Source organism: Vibrio profundi (genome assembly GCF_043642225.1).
Taxonomy (GTDB): domain Bacteria; phylum Pseudomonadota; class Gammaproteobacteria; order Enterobacterales; family Vibrionaceae; genus Vibrio; species Vibrio profundi_A.
Genome location: NZ_JBHZSF010000003.1, coordinates 117,095 through 134,563, shown reverse-complemented (window position 1 = coordinate 134,563; position 17,469 = coordinate 117,095). Strand labels below are relative to the sequence as shown.

Sequence of the window (17,469 nt, the reverse complement as noted above, 5' to 3'; positions counted from 1 at the left end):
GAAACAATTCGTTTAGTAACCCAAAAATTCAACCCACTGTTCGATCAGCAAATCAAAGTCATCAATCCCACAATCTGCCGTACTCTCGCAATTATAAAAATCAAACTCACTGCTTTCATCCATCTCCACATCATGGCCGAGAACGTTTTCTTGGACCGTCACTTCATCCGAGTTGATGGATAGGCTGATCTCTTTTCCCAATAAAGTCAGCTCTTGGCTCATATTCGTTCTAGCCTGATTGATGATTGCTCTTACTTGTTCAATCTTAGTTTTGTCTTTGCCTATCTCTTCCTGAAGCCAACGTCCAATAATCTCATGGCCCATACTACACTTAACATAGTATTCGCCCATTAACGTGTTTCTAGTGAATTCAAATTCCATCGCTTTAATTACTATTTCTTCAAATCTGGCGCGAGTATAAGAGTTATCTCTAGGTTTTGCATAGTCCAAAAAAGAAAAAGCCACTGAATAACATCAGTGGCTTTTTATCAATTAAAGCTATTAACTTAGATAATCATCCAAAGTGCTTATGCTGGCTCTTGGAAGATAACCGTATCAGCTTTCTCGGTGTACTGACCCATTTTATGGAAGTTCAGATAACGGTACGTATCCGCAGCTGATGCATCAATCTTCTGAGCGTACTCTAGGTACTCTTCTTTCGTTGGGATACGACCAAGGATTGCACCTACAGCTGACAATTCAGCAGAAGCCAGATAAACGTTAGCACCTGTACCTAAACGGTTCGGGAAGTTACGTGTCGAAGTAGACATTACTGTTGCTTTGTCTGCTACTCGAGCTTGGTTACCCATACATAGTGAACAACCCGGAGTTTCAATACGAACCCCTGCACGGCCAAAGATACCGTAGTAACCTTCTTCCGTTAGCTGGTCTTTATCCATCTTAGTTGGTGGCGCAACCCATAGGCGAGTGCTTAGAGAACCGTTGTACTCTTCTAGCATCTTACCTGCAGCACGGAAGTGGCCAATATTTGTCATACAAGAACCGATGAACACTTCTTGAATCTCTGTGCCTTGAACGTCAGAAAGAAGACGAGCGTCATCAGGATCGTTTGGTGCACATAGAATTGGCTGGTCAATATCAGCTAGATCAATCTCGATAACGTGAGCGTATTCAGCATCAGAATCAGCAGATAGCAACTCTGGGCTCGCTAACCACTCTTCCATTGCTGTGATACGACGTTCAATCGTACGAACATCACCGTAACCTTCAGCGATCATCCACTTAAGCATAACGATGTTCGAGTTTAGGTATTCAGAGATAGACTCTTCAGATAGCTTCACTGTACAGCCAGCAGCAGAACGCTCAGCTGAAGCATCAGAAAGTTCAAATGCTTGCTCAACAGATAGGTGTTCAACACCTTCAATTTCTAGTACACGACCAGAGAATTCGTTGATCTTACCTGCCTTCTCAACCGTTAGTAGACCTTGCTTGATGCCGTATAGAGGAATCGCATGTACTAGGTCACGTAGCGTGATACCCGGCTGCATTTCACCTTTAAAGCGAACCAAGATAGATTCTGGCATATCAAGAGGCATAACACCTGTTGCTGCCGCGAATGCTACTAGGCCTGAGCCCGCAGGGAATGAGATACCTAGAGGGAAACGAGTATGCGAGTCACCACCCGTACCGACAGTATCAGGAAGAAGCATACGGTTTAGCCATGAGTGGATAACACCATCACCTGGACGCAGTGAAACACCGGCACGGTTCATGATGAAGTCTGGTAGCGTGTGGTGCGTGTTTACATCCACTGGTTTCGGGTAAGCCGATGTGTGACAGAAAGACTGCATCACAAGATCAGCAGAGAAACCTAGACAAGCAAGATCTTTAAGCTCATCACGCGTCATAGGGCCAGTAGTATCTTGAGAACCTACTGTTGTCATTTTAGGCTCGCAGTATTGACCCGCGCGAACACCTTCAACACCACATGCTTTACCAACCATCTTCTGAGCTAGCGTGTAGCCCTTATCAGATGCAGATGGATCGATTGGCTTAGCAAACAGATCGGTTTCTTCTAGACCAAGAGAAGCTCGAGCACGGCTTGTTAAGCCGCGGCCGATGATAAGTGGAATACGGCCACCAGCACGTACTTCATCAAGAAGCACTTTGCTCAGCTCAAAGCTAGAGATTTCAGCATCTTCTTTGCGAACAACACCTTCATACGGGAAGATATCAATCACATCGCCCATATTCATGTCTTGTACGTTCAGCTCAATCGGCAGTGCACCTGAATCTTCCATCGTGTTGTAGAAGATAGGAGCGATCTTACCGCCTAAACACACGCCGCCAGTACGTTTGTTTGGTACGAATGGGATGTCTTCACCCATGAACCAAAGCACTGAGTTAGTCGCAGATTTACGTGAAGAACCCGTACCAACAACATCTCCAACATACGCTAGTGGAATGCCATCTTTTTGTAGATCTTCGATTTGTTTAATCGGACCAACATTACCTGCATCATCAGGATTAATGCCATCACGCTCCATTTTAAGCATCGCTTTCGCGTGTACCGGAATATCAGGACGTGACCATGCATCAGGTGCTGGAGATAAGTCATCGGTGTTCGTTTCACCAGTAACTTTGAATACTTTTACGGTGATTTTTTCCGCAACTTTTTCTTTTGATGTGAACCAATCAGCATCAGCCCACGATTGAAGAACTTGTTGTGCTGAAACATTACCTGCTTTAGCTTTCTCTTCTACATCATAGAATGCGTCGAACATTAGTAGAGTATGAGAAAGTGCTTTAACGGCGATTGGGGCAAGCTCAGTATCTTCTAGTAGAGATACTAGAGATTCGATGTTGTAACCACCTTGCATTGTGCCTAATAGCTCAGCTGCTTTAGCACGGCTAACTAGTGATGACTCTACTTCACCTTTCGTGATAGCAGTCAAAAAGCCCGCTTTTACGTAAGCAGCTTCATCAACACCAGGGGGAATGCGGTTTTCTAGTAGGTCAAGAATAAACTCTTCTTCACCTTGAGGTGGGTTCTTTAGAAGTTCAACTAGGCCAGCTACCTGCTCGGCGTCTAGTGGTTTTGGAACAACTCCTTCGGCAGCACGCTCTTCGACGTGTTTACGGTAGGCTTCAAGCACGACTTTTTCCTCTCATTGCGGTTCCTCCATTGTCATAACTATTTATTAAACATCATGGAGTGAACATCCTTGGAAACTTGGCTCTCCGTTGCCAATGCAGCTATTTAAGCTAATTCATTAATAGAATGAGTAGCGCCAGAGAGGCCAAACTGTGGGACGCAGAATAGCAAATTTAACGATAAATTAAAATCTTATCATTTTGACCAACATAGCAACTTAAGACTAAAGTTCTAACATTTTTGGCTATTTATTCGTTCGATTTGCTACCAAACTGCTGATTATTTGTAAGATGTACCAATGATTAGGTACACGGAATCGAAATTATCTTCTGTCTTGCCGTATGCAAGAATAATCGGACCAATAGGTGAATCTACCCCCGCAAAGATCGAGCCGGCGGTATACATCGGCGCTTCATTAAACTTCAGGTCGTTATCCGACCATACACCACCATGCTCCAGTGATGCGCCTATGTAAAACGGCGATTCAAACAGTCCAAAGTCATTGTCGAACCATTTGTAGCGATAAACCAAACTGCTGTACGCTAAGTTCTGACCTATTAAGCTATTCCTTGGTACCCCTGATAGATTCAAGAATCCACCGAGCTCTTTGGGATCAATAGGAAATGCTGAGTTTTTACTTTCTACAACGCCATAGTCAAATTTTGCGACTAAAGTATGTCTTTTATAGCTTTTAGCAGCCATTAAGTTTGCAGATATCTCATAGACAGTATCGGTATTAGAGGAAATTCCGGAACTATCAATTTCTGAGTCACTATCAAATTCGTCGTGAGAAACCAAATACTCTAAGTCAACGAAATAACCTTCCGTCGGCAAACTAAAATTATCTAACGTATCGAGCCGGTAGCTTACAAAGCCACCTAATCGGTTATAACCGCCATTACCTAAAGACGGTAGCGATGAAACCTCAACTTCCCCATCGGTATAACGCGCGCCAAATTTCAGCTCTTGCCATAAAGTGGGTTGATACCCCAAGGCCCACTCACCGACGTACTCGATATAAGTCATAGGTAAGTAATCTTTGGTTACATCAAGAGACGGTTCTTCAATTTCATCAAAACTCGCTGGTAAATTGCGCTTTTGGTTGGTGTAAATCAGAGAAGCAGAAGTAAACAATTTTTGGCTTGAGAAAAACGGCGAAAACAGTTCAGCTTCTATACGTTTATCTGTCCCCATTTCTAAATTGGTTCTTAGCTCGGCACCGTGTGCGTTGATGTCGGTAAAGTTGGCAGACAGGCCTAACGAATACTGGCTGTCAGTCGCGAAATCATCCTCTAAGAAGAAACGAAAATTCAGGTAATTTGGCCCCCAAGATTTTTCGTTCACATCCACTACGAGATGATCTTCACCGTCATGCTCTTTAAATTCATACGTAATCAATTCAAAACGGTCAAGAGCGTAAAGATCTTGAACTTTCGATTCAATCTCGCTGGTTTTTATTACCTTCCCTGACTCTAAATTCAAACGATTTTCTAGCAACGTGTCTGAATAATGAGTGTTATTGTTGATCACGATGTGATCGACAACCGTGTTATCACCATGCTTTAACTGCTTACGAGCATCTTGCTTGCTGTCGATATAACGTTGGTAGTCTGCATTGGATAATGATAACTCTGAAAGTTCGGATTTGAATTGTTGCGCGACCGAGTAGCCAGCCTTATATGCTTCCGGCATTTTATCGAACTCTGTTGTTTCCATCGTTCCTACATCAGGGCGTAGAAAAACATCTTCCTCAGTTAGGGTTTGAGCTTGCTTCTGTGTACTACGGCGTACTAAGTAATTGGAGAGTTGATCGGCGACGGTCAAAAATGTCGTGAAATCTTCTTCGTTTTTGTAGTCGGTGCTAATATCGACCGCGATAACAATGTCAGCCCCCATCGAGCGAGCGACATCAACCGGCATATTATTGACCACACCGCCATCCACCAGCATTTGTCCGTCATGTTCATAAGGAGGAAGCGCGCCAGGTACCGACATGCTCGCCATCATGGCATCCACAAGATAACCGTTATCAATAACTACTTCTTCTAGTTCAATAATGTCTGTTGCCACTGAGCGATAAGGGATCGCAAGTTGATCAAAGGACTTTAACGGAGATAAGTTGCCTGTTGTTTCGCGCAGGATGCGTAACATGTTTTGGCCCTGAACCACACCTTTAGGAGCACGAACTTCTCCCCAGCGTAGTCCAAGATCCGTAGTCAGTTGATAGCGATCTTCGTATTCTTTATCACGAACCCTTCGATCACTGCGGTTCACTCGATCACGGTAGCCACTATTCCAATCAATGGTGTAGATAAAGCTCTCTATCTCATCAGCACTCATGCCTGTGGCATAAAGCCCTCCGACATAAGATCCCATACTGGTCCCCGTAATGTAATCGACGGGAATTTGCATTTCTTCAAGTGCTTTCAGGACCCCAATATGGGCTGCGCCCTTTGCGCCACCGCCCGCTAAAACAACGGCAACTTTAGGGCGCTCGATTTTGGCTGAGTTCTGTTCTTCCTGAACAGTTTGCTTAACCTCATTACTCGCAAACACATTTACACTAACGATTAAGCTTAAAACCCTAGCAAAACCATTGATCCAACGAGATACCGCCATTGAATTTCAATCCTTGTAAATTACTAATCTAATTGACTTTACCACTGAAAAAGCTTTTTAAGCCACTGTTTTGGCTGACTTTCACAACCTTGTTTTATCTCGCCACGTTCATCCCAAACCGGAAGCTGGAACTGCCCATTACAATCAAAATCTAATTCGCCATTGGCTTGCCTGTTGAATTTCGCGGTCGCAATCCCTGTCGGCCACGGCAAGATCAATCGTTCTGGGATCCTCTGTTTCAGGTATTCAGAGTACACTCGCAATGCACCACTAGAGCCTGTTAAATGCGTAGGCTTGTTGTCATCTCTACCTAACCAGATAGTGGTTACTTCACGTCCATCAACCCCTACAAACCAACTATCGCGACTGTCATTACTTGTCCCCGTTTTACCAGCTAGGGCCGCCCAAGAGAATTGGCTCTGTAAGAAGTGCCCGGTTCCCTCAGAGACGCCTTTTTTCATTGCGTAAGTGGTCAGCCAAGCTGCTTGCTCATCTACGGATTGGGAAACTCTTGGAATCGACTGATAGATCACATTCCCGTCCAAATCCACCACTGAGCGCAATGCCGATAACGGCGCTTTTTTACCTGAATTGGTTAAGGTTTGGTACATTTGCGCCACTTGGAAAGGCGTCAGAGAAAACGCCCCTAAAAACATAGACGGCACAGGACGAATTTCATTTTTATCGACACCTAGTCTCTCCAACGTATTGGATACTTCTTTTATGCCTAACTGCATCCCTAAACGCACAGTGGGTACATTGTATGACTTGGAAAGTGCCACATACAAAGGCACCTCACCTCGAAACTTACGATCGAAATTGCGTGGGCTCCACACACTCCCTTTACTGCCCTTCATACTTAATGGCGAATCCATAAGGGTCGTCGCAAGCGTATACTTTTCTGGGTGCTGTAACGCTGTCAAATAAACAGCCGGTTTTACCAAGGAACCAATCGGACGACTTGCATTAAGAACACGATTGAACCCGTCATACCCAGTCCGCTTACCTCCAACCATTGCACGAATTTCACCAGTATTTCGATCAACCGCTATCGCCGCACCTTCCAATTGTTTACCTGATGTTTTAGCAAACACAGGAACTTTGGCTGCGATCGATTTCTCTAACTTATCCTGAGAGACAGGATCGAGTGAAGTGAAGACTCTTAGTCCTTTCTGAGATTGGAATCTGTCTCCAACATATTTATTCAGTTCATTACTCACCTGTTGGAAATACGCTGGCTGACGGCTAGCAATTTTAGGGTGTTCCTGAATATCCAATCCACGACTTGCCGCTTCATTAAACTGGTCCGCAGATAAGATATCTTGCTGCATCATCAGGCGTAACACCAAGTCACGACGCTTTTTCGCACGTTCAGGGAAACGAACAGGGTTATAATATGAAGGGCCCTTTACCATCCCAACTAACAGTGCCAGTTGATCAATTCTGAGCTCTTGGATAGGTTGACCGAAATAAAATCGCGATGCCAATCCAAAGCCATGGATCGCTTGTCCACCACTCTGCCCTAAGTACACTTCATTCAAGTAGGCTTCTAAGATCCTGTCTTTGCTGTATCGATAATCAAGAATCAGTGCAATATAAGCTTCTCGAACTTTACGCCACAATGTTCGCTCACTAGAAAGAAATAAGTTTTTCGCTAACTGCTGGGTGAGTGTACTCCCCCCTTGAACTGTTCTTCCGGCTTTAACGTTAACAACCATCGCTCTAGCAATCGCCAATGGAGAAACGCCATCATGTTGGTAGAAATCGCGATCTTCTGTCACCAGCAACGCGTCCACCATGACTTCAGGGAACTGCTCTCGCTTCAAGAATAACCGCTGCTGATCGGTCGACTTTTCCAACATTCCAAGCATCTTAGGTTCAATTCTTAGATAGCCCATGTCCCCATCGCTTTCTAAAGATTGAATCCGTTGCAGCTGATTATCACTAAAGTGAAGCATGATATGTCTGTCTGGCTCTGGGCCATCAACAAACTCAAATGGGCGGCGAATGAGCTCTATTTTGGTCGATGAGGAGGAGTATTCTCCGGGATGACGAGGTGAGCGAACCTTTCGATAATTCAGTACATCTAGTTCATTTCGAATTTGAGCCAAACTAACTGGATCACCAGGGGAAAGGTGTAGTACTCGCGCATAAACCACAGTTGGTAGATCAAATAATTGACCTTCAAAGCGTTGCTTGACGGCGGTATCTAAATAAATACCAATAAAAAGCAAAATTGCCGCAACAGCCAGCGCCGACTTCCATCCGATTCCCCATAACGTTTTCAGCCAACCGCGCGGCTTATTGGCTTTTTTCTTAGTCGAAGATTTAGGCTTTCTTGATGCTTTAGGTTTTTTCGGTTTAGCAGCCGATTTAGTCGTCGTTTTTTTTACGGGTGCTTTTTTAGGTGGCGTTTTCTTAGCCGTTAAAGTCTTGCTCATTATCGGTTCAACTGTCGTTTGGTTTTGGTTGTAGCTTCATGGTTAGCGGGGTCATCCGGCCAAGGATGCTTAGGATAACGCCCCTTCATCTCTTTCTGAACTTCCTTATAAGCCCCAGCCCAAAAGCACGCAAGATCTTGAGTGATTTGCAATGGGCGCTGAGCGGGAGAAAGTAATTCAAGCACCACTTTCTTTCTGCCTAAAGCAATCAGGGGCGAATCTTGCTCTCCGTACACCTCTTGCATTCTTACAGATATCACAGGTTCCGCATTATGTTGATATCGAATTGCTTTGCGATTCCCGGTAGGCATGGTGTAGTGAGTTGGTAACCATTCATCAATTTCTTGATTAAGTGGCCAACCTAGTCGGGCTAATAGTGCTTGCTCAACTGACACATTCGTTAGCCCTTTTACTGATTTAACTTCACTCATATACGGCAGCAGCCATTCATCAAGCTCATCACATAGGCTTTGTTCATCCATCGCTGGCCATTCTTTTTCTGGTAACCAATCGATAGCGCAGCGAATTCGCTCAATGAGTCGTTGCGCTGGTTCGTTCCAATTGAGAACGCTTAATCCCTTTCTGCGCACATAACTCAATAGCGCTTGGCTAACCTGAGTTTTATCAGGCTCAGGAAGAGATTCCTTTTGTACGATCAACTCCCCTAATTGGGTGCGCCTTTCAGCAATGAGACGCCCGCGCTTTTCATCCCAATCAATATAATCAGATTCATCAAAGAGCTCGGGGAACGCTTGCTCAAGTTCACCAATACTGATTGACACAGCAACAAATATTTGGCTCGCATTACTGCTGGTCCGCATGAGGTCAATAGCGATGATATATTCACTAGAAGTTAACGCTTCGTCTTCTCGTAATTCTGCGCCATGCCCATTCGCGAGCAAGAATTTACCGCTGCCAACGTTTCGAGACTGTGCCACTCTATCGGGAAATGCCAAGCTCAGTGCCAACGGTAAGTCAAATTCATCGACCTTGCTAAGCACAACCTTACTCTGCAACTTCTTAGCTAATTGATTAACTCGGCTGACTAAAACTGATTGTTTACTATGGCTCCCCTGCTTGAGACGGTGCAGCGAATGTTGAAGATCGGTAACGTTTCTTTCTGGTTCTTCAAGTAAAGCGGAAGCGACAATAGCTGCCGATAACAGTCCATCACTATGCGTTTTAGCTTTCGATAACATACTGCCTATACGAGGCTCTAAACCAAGCGCTTGCGCCTGCTTCCCTAACGCAGTTAATCGGTGGTGAGTATCTAAAACATCCAGTTGTTCAAGAAGTTGTTGTGCCTGTTGCATTGCGACTAGCGGAGGAACATCTAACCATCGCAATTCATCTGGGGAAGCCGCTCCCCACTGAGCCAATTCAGACGCCAAGGAAGACAAATCAGAATGAAGAATTTCCGGTTCTGGCACACTAGGCTGCTGCTGAAGTTGAGATTCACTATAAAGACGAACGCACAAGCCCGCCTCCAATCGACCCGCACGACCAGCGCGTTGCTCTGCAGACGATTGAGCAATTTTCACTTGCTCTAATTTGGTGATTCCCGTCTTCAAATCAAACTTAGCGACACGCTCTAATCCGGAATCTACCACCATCCGAATGCCTTCAATTGTCAGAGACGTTTCTGCAATATTTGTCGCCAGCACTACTTTTCGGCGGCCTTTTTGCGAAGGAGAGATTGCTTTTTGTTGCTGAGAAAAGTTGAGCTGTCCATACAAAGGGCAAACATCCACTTCAGAACCTAAGTCCGATAGTTGTTGCTCCACCTGTTTAATCGCTGCAACACCTGGTAAAAAAGCCAATAACGAACCGGATTGAGTCTGCATTAGAAACTCTATCTGGCGTGTCATTTTCGACACTAGGTATTCATTGGGAGCAAGTGGTTGATAGGAAAATTCAACTGGAAAAGATCGCCCTTGCGACTCAACATACAGCGCATCGGGTAACAGGCTCTGCAATGCATTTTGCTCTAACGTTGCCGACATCACGACTATTTTCAGGTCATCTCGCAGCGCTTCTTGAATTTCTAGACTGAATGCCAAAGCCGTATCCGCATGAATACTCCGCTCGTGAAATTCATCAAATATCAGTAGGTCAACGCCATTGAGCTCAGGATCAGACTGTATCATGCGAGTCATAATCCCTTCAGTCACAACCTCCAATTTGGTATTGGTACTAACTTTGGTTTCACCACGAACCCGATAACCAATGGTATCACCAACCGATTCACCCAATTGGCTTGCTAGATAACGAGCAATATTCCGAGCAGCCAGACGCCTAGGCTCGAGCATTATCATTTTCCCTTCAAAGAGATTTTCTTTTACTAATTGAAGAGGAAAATAAGTCGACTTACCTGCGCCCGGCGCAGCTTTAAGAATAAGCTGGGAATAATTCGCAACGCCAGTCAGTAGTTCTGGCATCACAGCTTCTATCGGCAATTGTGACAATGGAAAAGCCTTATGGTGTAATGTTGCAACCATTGTACATAAAAACAGTAATAAAATGCACTTCGATCCACCTTTAGAGTCAGCCACACTAATCAAACGTTATAAGCGGTTTCTTACCGACATAGAACTTGCCGATGGCAGTGTACGAACGATTCATTGTGCTAATACGGGCGCAATGACAGGGTGTGCAACCCCAGGTAATACTGTGTGGTACTCCACTTCTGACAACCCTAAACGAAAGTACCCAAACAGTTGGGAGATCTCACAATCAGCGGCGGGTCACCAAATTTGCATAAATACTGCGCGAGCAAACCAATTAGCAGTGGAAGCGATTGAAAATGGGACTATAGTAGAACTCTTAGGGTATGAAGAGTTGCGAACTGAAGTAAAATACGGCAGTGAAAATAGTCGCATTGACGTTTTTCTCAAAGACGAAAATAAGCCTGATTGCTATATAGAAGTGAAAAGTGTGACGTTACTAGATGAAGAGGACGCCGGACAAGGCTACTTCCCTGATACAGTAACCATTCGAGGCCAAAAGCATTTGCGTGAACTCACAGAAATGGCCAATTCTGGAAGCAGAGCAGTACTTTTATTCACTGTTTTACATTCAGGTATTGAAAAAGTCTCAGCGGCACACCATATAGACGCCAAATATTCATTATTACTAAAACAAGCACAAGACGCTGGAGTTGAAGTGCTCTGTTACAAAGCAGAGCTTAGCGATACTGAAATCAAACTTGTTCATGCTGTTGAATTTATCAGTAACTAGATAAAAATGATGACATGTTCACAATGGCAACAAGATTGTTATTGAGTATTTGCCAGCACCAAATCTTTCTGCTATAGATACCCGCCTTAAAATTAGCTGCTAAGCAGTTGACTAGGTGTAAATAGGAGATGCTGTATGCCAGAATCTAAGAAAAAAGCGCTAGGCATCCTAGCCATCGCAGGTGTTGAACCGTATCAAGAAAAGCCGGGTGAAGAGTACATGTCACCTGAGCAAACGGAACATTTTACAAAAATTTTAGAAGCTTGGCGCAACCAGCTCAGGGAAGAAGTTGATCGTACTGTTCACCACATGCAGGACGAAGCTGCAAATTTCCCAGATCCAGTTGACCGTGCTTCTCAAGAAGAAGAGTTCAGCTTAGAGCTACGTAACCGTGACCGCGAACGTCGTTTGATCAAGAAAATCGAAAAGACGCTAGATAAAATCGAAGAAGACGATTTTGGCTTCTGTGATTCTTGCGGTATCGAGATTGGCATACGTCGCCTTGAAGCTCGTCCAACTGCTGACCTTTGTATTGACTGTAAAACACTTGCAGAAATCAAAGAGAAACAAATGCAGGGTTAATCCTTTGTCATTTTGAAAGAAAGGGAGCACTTGCTCCCTTTTTTGTTTGTTCCCTGCCCTAAAATAGGGAAACAACCCACTCGTTAATCAGGTATTAGGCTTTCAATCATGAGTTACATTGGTCGCTTTGCCCCTTCGCCATCCGGTCCATTACACTTTGGTTCATTAGTTGCTGCACTAGGTAGCTACTTTCAAGCGAAATCAAACCAAGGAAAATGGCTCGTTCGTATGGAAGATCTCGATCCCCCAAGAGAAATGGAAGGCGCTGCCAAACTCATTTTAGAAACATTAGAGGCTTATCACCTATATTGGGATGAGGCGGTTGTATATCAAAGCCAGCGCCATGAACTCTACCAAGCTCAAATCGAGCAATGGCTTGAAGAAGGTCAAGCGTATTACTGCCAATGCACCCGAAAGCAAATCAAAGAAGCCGGCGGCTTCTACCTAGGCACTTGCCGACATAAACAGATTAATGACGCTAAAAACAGCGCGGTTAGGCTTTCCATGCAATACCCAGTCTATCAATTCGAAGACATACGCCATGGTAACATCACGATTCCTAAAGCCCTTGCAGATGAAGACTTCATCATCAAACGCAGAGATGGCTTATTCGCATACAACTTAGCAGTAGTGATTGATGATATTGCACAAGGCATTACCGAAGTCGTCAGAGGGGCAGATTTGGTTGAGCCTACAGGTCGACAAATTAGCCTGTACAAGATGCTAGGACAACATGAAGTGAGTTACTTGCATCTTCCCTTAGCAACGGATGAAACCGGAAACAAGCTATCTAAGCAAAATCACGCCACAGCAATTGATAATCAGAATCCCGTCCCCACATTATTACAGGCGATGACGTTTTTAGGATTCCATATACCATCAGATATTACTTCGTCATCGATAGACGATATTCTGCGGTGGGGTTGCGAAAATTGGCAATATTCGCAATTACCAAGCGAGTTGTCGATCACTCCTATATTCTCAAACGGCTCTTGCTAAGCTATTATTAGCCGCAAATGAACTCTGCAATACCACTTTGGACTAGAGAAAATCAAAGTTGGCGATACCAACTTTGCTATAAACTAATGAATACAAACGACAATACCCCAAGCGAACAACGTGGCTTCCTCGATTTAGCTCTGAATATTTACACTCGACAAGAGCACAATATTTCACGCAAGCAGATCAGCGATAATGCACTAAAAGTGCTTTACCGACTGCACGGTGCGGGTTTTGACGCATTTTTAGTTGGTGGTGGTGTACGTGATATTTTACTGGGCTCTCAGCCTAAAGATTTTGATATCGCTACCAATGCAACGCCAGAGCAAATTAAACACCTTTTCAGAAACTGCCGTCTAATTGGTCGCCGTTTCCGCCTCGCGCACATAATGTTTGGTCGAGACATTATTGAAGTCGCTACATTTCGAGGGCATCACCAAGAGCCTGCAAAAAATGTATCGGCGCAATCTAAAGAAGGAATGCTACTGCGCGACAATGTATATGGCAGCGTAGATGAAGACGCCGAACGTCGCGATTTCACCATCAATGCAATGTATTACAACATTGGTGATTACAGCATTCACGATTACGCTGGTGGCGTTGAAGATTTAGAAGACCGCTTAATTCGTTTGATTGGCGATCCTGAAACTCGTTACCGTGAAGACCCGGTACGTATGCTACGAGCAATGCGCTTTGCCGCCAAATTGGACTTTGATATCGAAGAAGATACCGCCGATCCAATAGAGCTTCTCGCACACCTTCTAAAAGACATTCCTGCTGCTCGACTTTTTGAAGAGTCTTTAAAGCTACTGCAATCAGGTCATGGTTTAGAAACCTATCACCTGATGCGTGAATACAACCTATTCCAACAAATGTTCCCAGCCATAGCTGAGCACTTCACAGAAGATTATTCATCAGAAACAGAGAAGATGCTGGATTTGGTGCTAGATTCCACCGATCTTCGAATTGAAGATGGCAAGCGCATCAACCCAGCCTTTATGTTTGCAGCGATTCTTTGGTACCCACTGAACAAGCTTGCCGATAAGTTAGTCGATGAACTAGGCATTGCGCATTACGATGCGATAATGGAAGCAAGTAACGTCATCTTAGATCAGCAAGTAAAATCAATTGCGATCCCTCGCCGCCATACGGCTACCATACGTGAAATTTGGCAATTGCAACTGCGTTTACCGCGTCGTAATGGTAAACGAGCATTCCGCCTAATGGAGCTCAATAAGTTCCGCGCAGGTTTCGACTTCTTAGAAATGCGAGGTGAAGTTGAAGGTGGCGAAACGCAAGAACTAGCAAAATGGTGGGCAACCTTCCAATCAGCGGGTCGTAATATGCGTCAAGCAATGGCCGCAGACGTCGGTGGTGGTTCTTCGAAATCTCACCGTCGCCGCAAGACTTACCGAAATAAAAAAGCGAAGTCTTCACAATGATTTCAGCCTATATAGCAGTCGGCAGTAATCTTGCCGACCCTGTTAGCCAAGCGAATCTCGCTATAGAAACCCTCAAAGGGCTCCCTAAGTCAGAGTTTGTTGCGGCATCTCAACTATACAGCAGCACACCGATGGGGCCTCAAAACCAGCCTGATTACATCAACGCGGTGGTTGAAATCAGAACCGAATTAACGCCTCTTGAACTACTCGATTGCACTCAAGCTATTGAATTAGAACAAGGGCGTGTCCGTAAAGATGAACGTTGGGGTCCAAGAACATTAGATCTTGATATCATTTTATACGGCAATGAGGTGATCGATTCCGAGCGTCTAATCGTTCCACACTACGGAATGAAAGAACGAGAGTTTGTACTCTACCCGCTCGCAGAAATCGCACCAAGTTTACAACTCCCAGACGGGACTGAGCTCACTGAACTACTCAACATAGTAGATAAAAATGGGCTCAATGTTTGGCAACAATAGCCAAACCTAGCAAGGAAAACTAATGAAAAAAGTAACCATTAACGACCTTATCAAATGCAAACGTGAAGGCCGTAAATTCGCTACCTCAACCGCTTATGATGCAAGTTTTGCTCAGCTGTTCGAAAGCCAAGAAATGCCGGTACTACTGGTTGGTGATTCTCTAGGTATGGTTTTGCAAGGTCAAACAGACACTCTACCTGTAACCGTTGACGACATTGCTTACCATACGCGCAGTGTTCGTGCAGGTAGCCCTAATTGCTTGTTAATGGCTGATATGCCTTTCATGAGTTATGCCACGCCTGAGCAAGCCTGTGAAAACGCAGCTACTCTTGTTCGCGCCGGCGCAAACATGGTGAAAATCGAAGGCGGTAGCTGGTTAGTTGATACCGTAAAAATGTTGACTGAACGTGCTGTACCTGTTTGTGCACACTTAGGGTTAACACCTCAATCAGTGAATATCTTCGGTGGCTACAAAGTACAAGGGCGTGAAGATGAGCAAGCAGATAAAATGGTTGCTGATGCACTAGCGCTACAAGACGCAGGTGCTCAAATCGTATTATTAGAATGTGTGCCTGCTTCTTTAGCTAAACGCATCACAGAAGCCTGTCACGTACCGGTTATCGGTATTGGTGCTGGCAACGTGACTGATGGTCAAATTCTAGTAATGCACGATATGTTCGGTATCTCAGCGAACTACATGCCTAAATTCTCTAAGAACTTCTTAGCGGAAACAGGTGACATGCGTAAAGCGGTAGCTAAATACAAGGAAGACGTTGAAAACGCAGTCTTCCCTGATGATGCTCATACGATTGCTTAGGGGTTTCCATGCAAACTTTCGCTGAAATAGCCGCTCTTCGTGAGCAAATAAAGCAGTTCAAGCGTGATGGTCGTAGTGTTGCGTTTGTTCCAACCATGGGGAACCTACATGAAGGTCACCTTACGTTGGTACGCAAAGCTCGTGAACTTGCTGATATAGTGGTTGTGAGTATCTTCGTCAACCCGATGCAGTTTGACCGAGCGGATGATCTCAACAATTACCCTCGCACCTTAGAAGCCGATTTAAGCAAGCTAACAGGTGAAGGCGTTGAGTTGGTGTTTACCCCAACACCAGAAATCATGTACCCAGATGGCTTGGATAAACAGACTTTCGTTGAAGTACCTGGTTTATCACACATGCTTGAAGGCGCATCTCGTCCGGGTCACTTCCGTGGTGTTGCGACAATTGTGGCCAAATTATTCAACATTGTTCAGCCTGATTTTGCCTGTTTTGGTGAAAAAGATTTTCAACAGCTAGCTGTGATCCGCCAAATGACGCTGGATTTAGCACTAGATATCGACATTGTTGGTGTACCGACAGTCCGTGAAATGGACGGTTTAGCAATGAGCTCTCGCAATGGTAACTTAACCATTGACGAGCGTCAGCGTGCTCCTGTCTTAGCTCGTACTATGCGCTGGATTAGCAGTGCAATTCGCGGTGGTAGAGACGACTACTCTTCTGTTATTGAAGACGCTACAGATCAACTTCGTGCAGCCGACTTGCAGCCAGACGAAATCTTCATTTGTGATGCTAGAACTCTTCAATCTATTACATCTGACACAACCCAAGCTGTGATTCTGATGTCAGCCTTCCTTGGTAAGACTCGTCTTATCGATAATCAAGTGTTAGAGCTTGCAGTGGAAACAAAAGAGGAAGTGAAAGAAGAAGCTGCTGAATAGTTTTTCTTACGCTCACACATAAAAAAGGTCGACACAATGTCGACCTTTTATTTTTCTATCGAAGTTAGCTTCTCAAGCCAATCCCTTTAGTCACTAGGTAATGAGCAATCGCATACAAGCCAAGGATAAAGACTCCTAGCACGCTAAACGAAGTTACAATCCCAACATCTGATACGCCTAAAAAACCATATCGAAACGCATTTACCATGTAGACAATTGGATTCAGTTTAGACACACCCTGCCAGAACTCTGGAAGTAGACTAATTGAATAGAATACTCCACCAAGGTACGTTAATGGAGTAAGTACGAAGGTTGGTATGATAGAGATATCGTCGAATGTGCGTGCAAATACAGCGTTAATTAGCCCACCTAACGCAAATACTACTGACGTTAAGAACACAGTCGCGATAATCACTCCCCAATGTTCAACTTGCAGATCCACAAAGAACAGCGAAACAAATGTCACTATCGTACCAACCAATAACCCACGGACAACGCCTCCCATCACAAAGCCTGCGATGATTACGTAATTAGGTACAGGCGCGACAAGTAGCTCTTCAATATTCTTTTGGAATTTCGCGCTAAAGAAGGATGATGCGACATTAGAATAAGAGTTGGTAATCACCGACATCATGATCAAACCGGGAACGATATATTCCATATAGCTAAAGCCGTTCATTTCACCGATTCGAGAACCAATCAAGCTGCCGAAAATAATGAAGTAGAGCGTCATGGTAATCGCAGGTGGCACCAAAGTTTGTACCCAAATTCGAGTAAAACGATTTACCTCTTTGGTCAATAGGCTACAGAAAGCAGTCCAATATAGGCTATACATC

At 44.5% G+C, this 17,469-nt stretch carries 13 protein-coding genes; 7 read left to right on the top strand and 6 right to left on the bottom strand.

Going from position 1 to position 17,469, the window contains the following annotated elements; genetic code table 11:
• Positions 1-12 precede the first annotated feature (12 nt).
• From ACHUFI_RS07205 to hrpB, 5 genes are all read right to left on the bottom strand, one after another.
• Positions 13-381 carry a YacL family protein gene (locus ACHUFI_RS07205; protein WP_394247668.1) on the bottom strand — a complete coding sequence of 123 codons (369 nt, stop codon included), beginning with the start codon at positions 379-381 and terminating at the stop codon, positions 13-15.
• A gap of 146 nt (positions 382-527) precedes the next feature.
• Positions 528-3,116 (bottom strand): bifunctional aconitate hydratase 2/2-methylisocitrate dehydratase, encoded by a 2,589-nt coding sequence (gene acnB / locus ACHUFI_RS07200; RefSeq protein WP_394247666.1) that lies wholly within the window; start codon positions 3,114-3,116, stop codon positions 528-530.
• 278 nt (positions 3,117-3,394) lie between these two features.
• Positions 3,395-5,734: a patatin-like phospholipase family protein gene (locus ACHUFI_RS07195; protein WP_394247664.1), complete on the bottom strand. Its 2,340-nt coding sequence runs from the start codon at positions 5,732-5,734 to the stop codon at positions 3,395-3,397.
• Between the two features lie 38 nt (positions 5,735-5,772).
• A complete protein-coding gene (gene mrcB / locus ACHUFI_RS07190; protein WP_394247662.1) occupies positions 5,773-8,175 on the bottom strand; it encodes a penicillin-binding protein 1B in 2,403 nt (800 codons plus the stop codon).
• Complete coding sequence (hrpB, locus tag ACHUFI_RS07185) at positions 8,175-10,613, bottom strand: ATP-dependent helicase HrpB (protein ID WP_394248084.1); 2,439 nt, start codon at positions 10,611-10,613, stop codon at positions 8,175-8,177. Before hrpB ends, mrcB begins: the two co-directional genes overlap by 1 nt.
• An 82-nt stretch (positions 10,614-10,695) precedes the next feature.
• Here hrpB and sfsA point away from each other — a divergent pair, with 82 nt between their 5' ends.
• The 7 genes from sfsA to panC all read left to right on the top strand — a co-directional run bounded on the left by sfsA (position 10,696) and on the right by panC (position 16,633).
• A complete protein-coding gene (gene sfsA, locus ACHUFI_RS07180; RefSeq protein ID WP_394247660.1) occupies positions 10,696-11,412 on the top strand; it encodes a DNA/RNA nuclease SfsA in 717 nt (238 codons plus the stop codon).
• 135 nt (positions 11,413-11,547) lie between these two features.
• On the top strand, positions 11,548-11,994 hold the full coding sequence (dksA, locus tag ACHUFI_RS07175; RefSeq protein WP_137355419.1) for an RNA polymerase-binding protein DksA: 447 nt from the start codon (positions 11,548-11,550) through the stop codon (positions 11,992-11,994).
• 108 nt (positions 11,995-12,102) lie between these two features.
• Positions 12,103-12,993 (top strand): tRNA glutamyl-Q(34) synthetase GluQRS, encoded by an 891-nt coding sequence (gene gluQRS / locus ACHUFI_RS07170; RefSeq protein WP_394247658.1) that lies wholly within the window; start codon positions 12,103-12,105, stop codon positions 12,991-12,993.
• An 86-nt stretch (positions 12,994-13,079) separates the two neighbouring features.
• Positions 13,080-14,435, top strand: a complete 1,356-nt coding sequence (gene pcnB / locus ACHUFI_RS07165; protein WP_394247656.1) for a polynucleotide adenylyltransferase PcnB — start codon at positions 13,080-13,082, stop codon at positions 14,433-14,435.
• The gene (folK, locus tag ACHUFI_RS07160) at positions 14,432-14,917 is read left to right on the top strand and encodes a 2-amino-4-hydroxy-6-hydroxymethyldihydropteridine diphosphokinase (RefSeq protein WP_394247654.1); all 486 of its coding nucleotides are present in this window, start codon (positions 14,432-14,434) and stop codon (positions 14,915-14,917) included. Before pcnB ends, folK begins: the two co-directional genes overlap by 4 nt.
• A gap of 22 nt (positions 14,918-14,939) precedes the next feature.
• On the top strand, positions 14,940-15,734 hold the full coding sequence (gene panB, locus ACHUFI_RS07155; protein WP_394247652.1) for a 3-methyl-2-oxobutanoate hydroxymethyltransferase: 795 nt from the start codon (positions 14,940-14,942) through the stop codon (positions 15,732-15,734).
• 8 nt (positions 15,735-15,742) lie between these two features.
• The gene (panC, locus tag ACHUFI_RS07150) at positions 15,743-16,633 is read left to right on the top strand and encodes a pantoate--beta-alanine ligase (protein ID WP_394247651.1); all 891 of its coding nucleotides are present in this window, start codon (positions 15,743-15,745) and stop codon (positions 16,631-16,633) included.
• Positions 16,634-16,697: 64 nt separating this feature from the next.
• On the opposite strand, the gene ACHUFI_RS07145 is transcribed toward panC, so the two are convergent.
• Positions 16,698-17,468, bottom strand: a complete 771-nt coding sequence (locus ACHUFI_RS07145) for an ABC transporter permease (protein WP_394247650.1) — start codon at positions 17,466-17,468, stop codon at positions 16,698-16,700.
• Between the last annotated feature and the right edge of the window lies 1 nt (position 17,469).